The sequence below is a fragment of the Enterococcus malodoratus genome (genome assembly GCF_027659535.1).
Classification (GTDB): domain Bacteria; phylum Bacillota; class Bacilli; order Lactobacillales; family Enterococcaceae; genus Enterococcus_A; species Enterococcus_A malodoratus.
Genome location: NZ_JAQDPG010000007.1, coordinates 239,600 through 246,337 on the forward strand (window position 1 = coordinate 239,600; position 6,738 = coordinate 246,337).

General features: G+C 39.2%; 5 protein-coding genes. 3 read left to right on the forward strand and 2 right to left on the reverse strand.

Translation table 11 applies throughout. From position 1 onward, the window contains the following. Window positions 1–62: 62 nt before the first annotated feature. Window positions 63–590, reverse strand: a complete 528-nt coding sequence (locus PGP85_RS13415) for a CDP-alcohol phosphatidyltransferase family protein (RefSeq protein ID WP_010739882.1) — start codon at window positions 588–590, stop codon at window positions 63–65. 229 nt (window positions 591–819) lie between these two features. On the opposite strand from PGP85_RS13415, the gene PGP85_RS13420 reads away from it, so the two are divergent. Beyond that, on the forward strand, window positions 820–1,386 hold the full coding sequence (locus tag PGP85_RS13420) for an NAD(P)H-dependent oxidoreductase (protein ID WP_010739881.1): 567 nt from the start codon (window positions 820–822) through the stop codon (window positions 1,384–1,386). Between the two features lie 38 nt (window positions 1,387–1,424). Here the strand turns inward: PGP85_RS13420 and PGP85_RS13425 are convergent, their stop codons facing one another. Then, the gene (locus PGP85_RS13425; RefSeq protein WP_270327970.1) at window positions 1,425–3,020 is read right to left on the reverse strand and encodes a bifunctional aspartate transaminase/aspartate 4-decarboxylase; all 1,596 of its coding nucleotides are present in this window, start codon (window positions 3,018–3,020) and stop codon (window positions 1,425–1,427) included. 254 nt (window positions 3,021–3,274) lie between these two features. On the opposite strand from PGP85_RS13425, the gene PGP85_RS13430 reads away from it, so the two are divergent. Beyond that, entirely contained in the window at window positions 3,275–4,126 is an 852-nt protein-coding gene (locus tag PGP85_RS13430) for a DUF368 domain-containing protein (RefSeq protein ID WP_090408307.1), read from the forward strand. A 319-nt stretch (window positions 4,127–4,445) separates the two neighbouring features. After that, window positions 4,446–5,885, forward strand: a complete 1,440-nt coding sequence (gene proS, locus PGP85_RS13435; RefSeq protein WP_010739878.1) for a proline--tRNA ligase — start codon at window positions 4,446–4,448, stop codon at window positions 5,883–5,885. The last annotated feature ends 853 nt before the right edge of the window (window positions 5,886–6,738 follow it).

Consider the following 6,738-nt stretch of genomic DNA (forward strand, 5'->3'; position numbering starts at 1 on the left):
ATGACACGTGTCGTTCCTAGTACTAGTTTACCTAGGATAAAAATATCCTGCAATGAGACAGTTTAATTTTTATCAAAAAAAGTTTTCACGTTTTTATCCAGCTTTTGAGTGACAGCTACGATCAGACATTCTTCGATAGCAGATAAAATACCGCAGATCAAAAGAATGATTCCAAACGCGTTAATTGGGAGAACGCGTAAGATTATCGGAGACAAAAAGAGCAATAAACCAGTCAGCTTATTCAAATAGGTATGCAAACTAGCAAATTGATGGAAGCGAAAATAACCGATCAAATACGTGACACAGCGAATGATGACGACGACCAATGCACCCCAAAGAAGAAAAGCAGGCAGTGTAATTGTCAGAATGATTTTTATGACGACCACAATAAAGAAGATCAGGTCTGCGATACTATCTAGTAATGTCCCAAAAGCGCTCGTCCAATTCATTTTACGCGCGATCCAGCCATCAATGATGTCGGTCAAGCCCGCAAAAAGGTACAAAGGGAAGAACAGATCGTCTGAAAGAAAAAGAATCAATAGTGAGGCCAAGATACGAAAAGTTGTTAATATGTTAGGAATATAATGCATATATTCGCTCCTTATTCATGATAAGATAATGATTCTACGACCAAGAAAGTGGTAGGAGTTCTTTGATTTACCTAGCTATTACTCGGAAAAATTGAGAAGGGCAAAAGTATTCTTCTTAAAGAAAGATAACTTAACTTTATCATGTTCTTAGCTTGTTTGAAATCAAACTGAAATCTAAATGCAATGAATTTGTGCTATTTTTGATAAAAAGGGTAAAGAGGAGGATGAAATGACAACAACATTGATTATTGATCATCCGTGGAAGGAAAGTTTTAATCATGGTGTGCTGAACAAATTGGTTGCGGGGTTGGAACAAGATCAGAAGATTTATCAGGTAATTGATCTCAATAAAGACGGCTTTAATCCAGTCATGTGTGAAGAAGAGTTGGCTGGGTACCAAAGTGGGTCGGTGTTAGATCCTTTAGTATTGCATTACATGAATTTGTTGCGGGAAACGTCACAGCTAGTATTGATCTTCCCAATTTGGTGGTATAGCTCACCGGCAAGTTTAAAGGGCTTTCTTGATAAAGTATTGTTAAATGAATTCGCTTTTTTCGACGGTGGAAACGGGATTCAACCGTTGTTATCAGTTGATTCAGTCGTTGTCTTCACCACCTCCGACCAACCGACAGAGGGCTTGGAAAAACGCTGTACCCGCAGTTATAAGCACCAGCTTACGACAACGCTAGAAGATATTGGCATGCGGAATATCACTTGGCATCATTTGGGTTCAGTGAAAAACTTAACGGATGAAGAACGTCAGGAGTATCTTGAATCGGTTTACAGCAAAATTTAAAAAGATTCGAAGCCCATTTGCTTGAGCTTCGAATCTTTTTATTTTGTAGAAGAATTCAATTTTTCAAATGCAGCATGGTACTCCTTTAAGACTTCAAGAATTTCACGACCGATCAATTTGTAGTCCTTTGTCGGCAAATTGGCCTCTGAAACACGGACTTGTCCAGCGGCCGTGCCGAAACCGACACCATCAATTAAAACCACCCCATTTTTTTCTGCCAAGCGGACAAGAAAATCGATATATTCGAAATGACTGGCTAAGTATTCGCGAAAGGCTCTACCGTATTTCCTTTCGGCTAGTTCATAAATATTGATTAGAGAATAGTATTTCGAATTATCACAGGATTCATCCGCAGCAAGCTGCAATGCGTCATGTAGATTCTTGTACCGCTCGTTGATAATTTTTCGTGAGGTATCAATATAAGGATCGGTTTCACCAGCCAGTAAATGCGTCAGAGCAAATAGGACTTCCATGATTTGCTGGGGCGTTGACAGGCCGGAGGTATGATATAAACCGATCGAGCGGCTATCGGCTACCAAACGATCAATAAAAGCCATTTTTTCTGGCTCCTTTACCACTAGTTGGTAGCGCTGAGTCAATAATTTCTGATCTTCACTTGGCAAAGTCTGAATCAAGCGATCAAACACGTTCTCTTTATGGGCTGCAATCAACCCAACTCGCCAACCGGTTGCGCCAAATAATTTTGAAAAAGAATAGACCAGTAGCGTATTGTGGGGAACGACCGCATAGATCGTTTGAAAATTTTCAACAAAGGTGCCGTAAACATCGTCAGTAATGATCATTAAATCCGGATTCGTTTGAACGACCTTTTCTATTTCAGCGAGCGCCAAAGCATCTAATGCCCTTGAACCAGGATTGCTGGGATTAACGATGAAAAAGGCTTTAAGATCGGGATCAGTTAATTTTTCGATCTCGCTTGGCAGCAGCTCCCAATGATTTTCTTCTGTCGATTGCAGATCGACCACAACCAATTCGTAATCGGATAATTCTGGAATTTGCAGATACGGTGTAAAAATAGGCGTATTGATTGCAATCCGATCCCCGGGGCGAATCAATTTATTCTCTCTTAACGAGTTAAAAATATAAACGATGGCAGCAGTACCGCCTTCGGTTGGAAAAATGTCTGTTTGATTGGTCAATGAAGTTCCATTGTATAAAACGGATTCTAAGTAATGATTTAAAATAATCTCGCTATTTTTAAGCACGCGGCTAGGAACGGGATAGTTATTGCCAAGAACACCGTCAGCCAGTTCTTTGACGAAATCATCGCTATCGATCCCTAGTTGATCAGTGTACTTCAACATTTGAAGTAAAAAACGATCAATCTCGTTTGTTTCCGGCGACAAAAATTCGGTGAAACGCGTTGAAATATCCTGCAGTTCAGTGTAGCCAATCAAGTCACCTTCAGCAATCGTGCGTTCAGACTCCTGCAGGCCAAATTCGATTAAACGATTAAAAGCCAAACGCGCTTTCTTGTTGATCCAATTTGGGTTGCCTCTTCCTGCGTTCAAAAAAACATTTTGCCGTTGATTATTTTGCGCCAAAGTCAGCATTTGATCACTGATTTCAAAAGAGCCGAGCTGTTCCAATTTCTTTTCATTTGAAGTATCCATCGTATGTTGCCACCTCCAAAATTAAGCGTAACGCGCATCGAATTTTTAAGCAAATAAAAGCCTAATAAATAAAAAAAATAAAGTTGAATCAGTTAGAAACGGTAAAAAAAGACGAATTGAAGCGACTAAGATTCGTCATAATCTCAAAACTTTCTTTAAGTTTTAGACGGAAGCGCTTTGGATAGTCTTGCGCCGTTTTCTTTTTATCGTTACACTAACTAATGATATAAAAGAAAGATGGGGATTATTTTTTTATGGAAAACGAAAAAGTTACACAGCCGAACAAAAGCGACTGGTTTTTACGCTTCATCAAAGGGATGTTCATCGGCTCTGGATTTATTTTACCGGGTGTCAGCGGTGGGGCTCTGGCAGCAGTATTTGGTATTTATGAACGAATTATTTCATTTTTGGCCCACATCACGAAAAACTTCAAAGAGAATGTATTGTTTTTTATTCCAGTTGGATTAGGCGGATTAGCGGGCGTTTTTGTGTTATCCTTTGCGGTCAGCTTCCTCTTGGGAGAATTTGAAACGATTATGCTTTGGTTCTTTGTTGGTTGTATTATCGGAACCGTTCCTGCGTTATGGAAAGAAGCCGGGAAAAAAGGCCGAGGAACAAAGGATTATGTTATTATCGCTGTTAGTTTCGTCGTAGGCTTCTTATTCTTGTGGAAGGGATCAAGTCTGTTTGGAACTGTTGATCAAAACTTTTTCACTTGGATGATCGCAGGTGCTCTAATTGGTTTGGGTCTGATCGTGCCCGGCTTAAGCCCTTCAAACTTTTTGGTTTATATGGGGATGTACAAAGCGATGGCGGATGGTTTCAAAACTGTTGATATGGGAGTTATTATTCCAATCGGTATCGGCGGTTTAATTACGGTCTTGAGTTTATCGAAGGTAATGGACTGGGTTTTCAGTCATTATTATGCACCGATGTATCATTTTATTTTAGGGATCGTTTTTGCTTCGACGGTCATGATCGTACCGACAGATTATAGCGGAATTGGCTTCCTTGGTTTCCTTGGTTGTGCGGTTTTATGTATTTTGGGTGCAGCTTTGGGCTGGTGGATGAGCCGTCTGGAAGAACGCTACGTTCCAGAAGATTAGAAAAAAATTTGAAATTTGGGCTTGCAATTTTGATGAGAAGTCTTTAATATGGTGTTAAGCATTTGGAATAGTAGTAAATTTTATCGGCAGCAGAGAGTTGATTCACCGTCTGAAAGGTCAACACGCCCACTGAGATTTATGAACCTACCAAAGTTGATTGCTGTGAAAGCAGCACGCGACTCTAGCGTTATTGGAGCTGAAAGTTGGGTCAACAAAGTTTGACCAAGCAAGGTGGTACCGCGAAATTATCCGTTTCGTCCTTACAATTATGTAGGGACGGAACGGTTTTTTTATTTTTATTTTCTAGGAGGATGCATGAATGACAAACTTACAAAAAGAAGATTTTTCAAAATGGTATTTACAAACAATTCAAAAGGCTGACCTGATGGATTATTCACCTGTTCGTGGTTGTATCATCTTTAAAGCAGATGGCTGGGAATTATGGGAACATATTCAAGAGGACTTCAATAGATACCTGAAAACACAAGATATTCGCAACGTCTACTTCCCAATGCTGATTCCTAAACATTTCTTAGAAAAAGAAGAAGAACACGTAGAAGGATTTGCGCCAGAATTACCGTGGTTGACAAAAGTCGGCGACGAAGAATTGGAAGAACCATATGCATTGCGTCCGACTTCTGAAACATTGATCGGCGATGCCTTTTCTAACTGGATCAACTCTTACCGTGATCTTCCTTATGAAATTAACCAATGGGCGAACGTTTTCCGTTGGGAGAAAAAGACGATGCCATTCTTGCGTACTTCAGAATTCTTATGGCAAGAAGGACATACTGCACACGAATCAGAAGAAAATGCGCGTGAACGGACAATGGCGATTTTAGAAGCTTATGCTACCTTGATCGAAGATACTCTAGCGATTCCTGTATACCGCGGACAAAAAACACCGTCTGAACGTTTTGCAGGAGCGGTTGACACATACTCTGTAGAGGCAATGATGCGTGACGGGAAAGCCGTCCAAGCAGGAACGTCTCATTACCTTGGTCAAAACTTTGCAGAAGCTTTTGATATCAAATTCTTGAACCGTAACAACGAACATGAACATGCATATACGACTTCATGGGGAATCTCTACTCGTCTGATCGGCTCATTGATCATGGTACATGGGGACGAACAAGGATTAGTATTGCCGCCAAAAGTTGCACCAACACAAGTTATCTTAGTTCCAGTTGGACCTTGGCAAAAGAAACCTGAAATTCTTGATCGCTTAAAAGAATTGAAGGCAGCTTTAGCAGCAAAAGACTTGCGTGTTCGTATCGACACAACTGACAATACACCAGGTTATAAATTCAATGAATGGGAACTAAAAGGCGCGGCGCTTCGTGTCGAATTTGGCCCTCGTGATCTAGAAAATAATCAAGCAGTAATCAAAATGCGTGATTTAGATGAAAAAGAATCCGTTTCATTAGACGGTATTGAAGATCACATCGTTGAACAATTAGATGTTATGCAAAAACGTTTATTCACTAGCGCACAAAAACGCTATGAAGAGAATGAACATACTGATATTGAAACATTAGACGAATTGAAAGCCCATATCGAAAAATCAAAAGAAGCCGGCGAAACGCCAGGATTTGTTTTGATCGGTTGGGATGGTACCGAAGAGACTGAAGCCAAGATCAAAGAAGAAACTGGCTTCACGACAAGAAACATTCCATTCAATCCGCCTGTTGAAAAAACAGTCGACATTGTTACTGGAAAGCCTGCGAAACATACTGTTTGGATCGCACGCGCCTACTAATTTGAGGAAGTCCGCCACAGTATCACTTTTATATAAAAAAGTTTTTGCAATTACTGTTTAATCAATCAGCCACCAGTAAGCAGGACGGTCGGGAATTTGGTTTCCCAAAAGGTTGATCTGTGCGGTTATATTCTTAGAGCCTGGAACAATCAAAGACATTTGATTGTTCCAGGCTTGTTTTTGCGAGTCCAACTTTTGGCAGTTGGACTATGTCCGAGAATTATTGTGGTTATTAGTTAAGATAAGTTACGTGATATTTAGTTGGATCGTATGCGAAGCGAAAATGATGTGATTTTTCCGTTTTTTGGAAAATGATTTCCTTGTTTGTGAGCTAGCTGCGAGTCCAACTCTTTGCAGTTTGATTACATTCGAAAAACTACTATGGTTATTAGCTAGGACAAGTTACGTGATATTTAGTTGGATCGTATGCGAAGCGATAATGATGCGATTTTTCCGTTCTTTGGAAAAATGTCTTCCTTAGTAAGAGCTAGCTGCGACGTATATTATCACTGAAATATTTTTACTGAATCATATACAAATCATCCAAAAGTCATATTCTATTTTTTAAGAAAATGGCTTTTTTTATTTTGAGAATCATCTTCAATTTGCTGTAATATCTGCTTGTAAAGCTTGTAAACGGGGATAGAGCTAAATAAATATTTGAGAAATAGACTAAAAAAGGAAAGTGTAACAAAATTATTTTATTTGAAAGATAAGGTTTAATTGTACAAAAATAATTTTACATAATATATTTAATGTATAATAATAGTTGATATAACAAAAAATGGAGAAATTGATAGCGTAAAATATTTTGTGTAAATAGAATTTTTGAGTAGAAAAAAAGAAAGTCCAT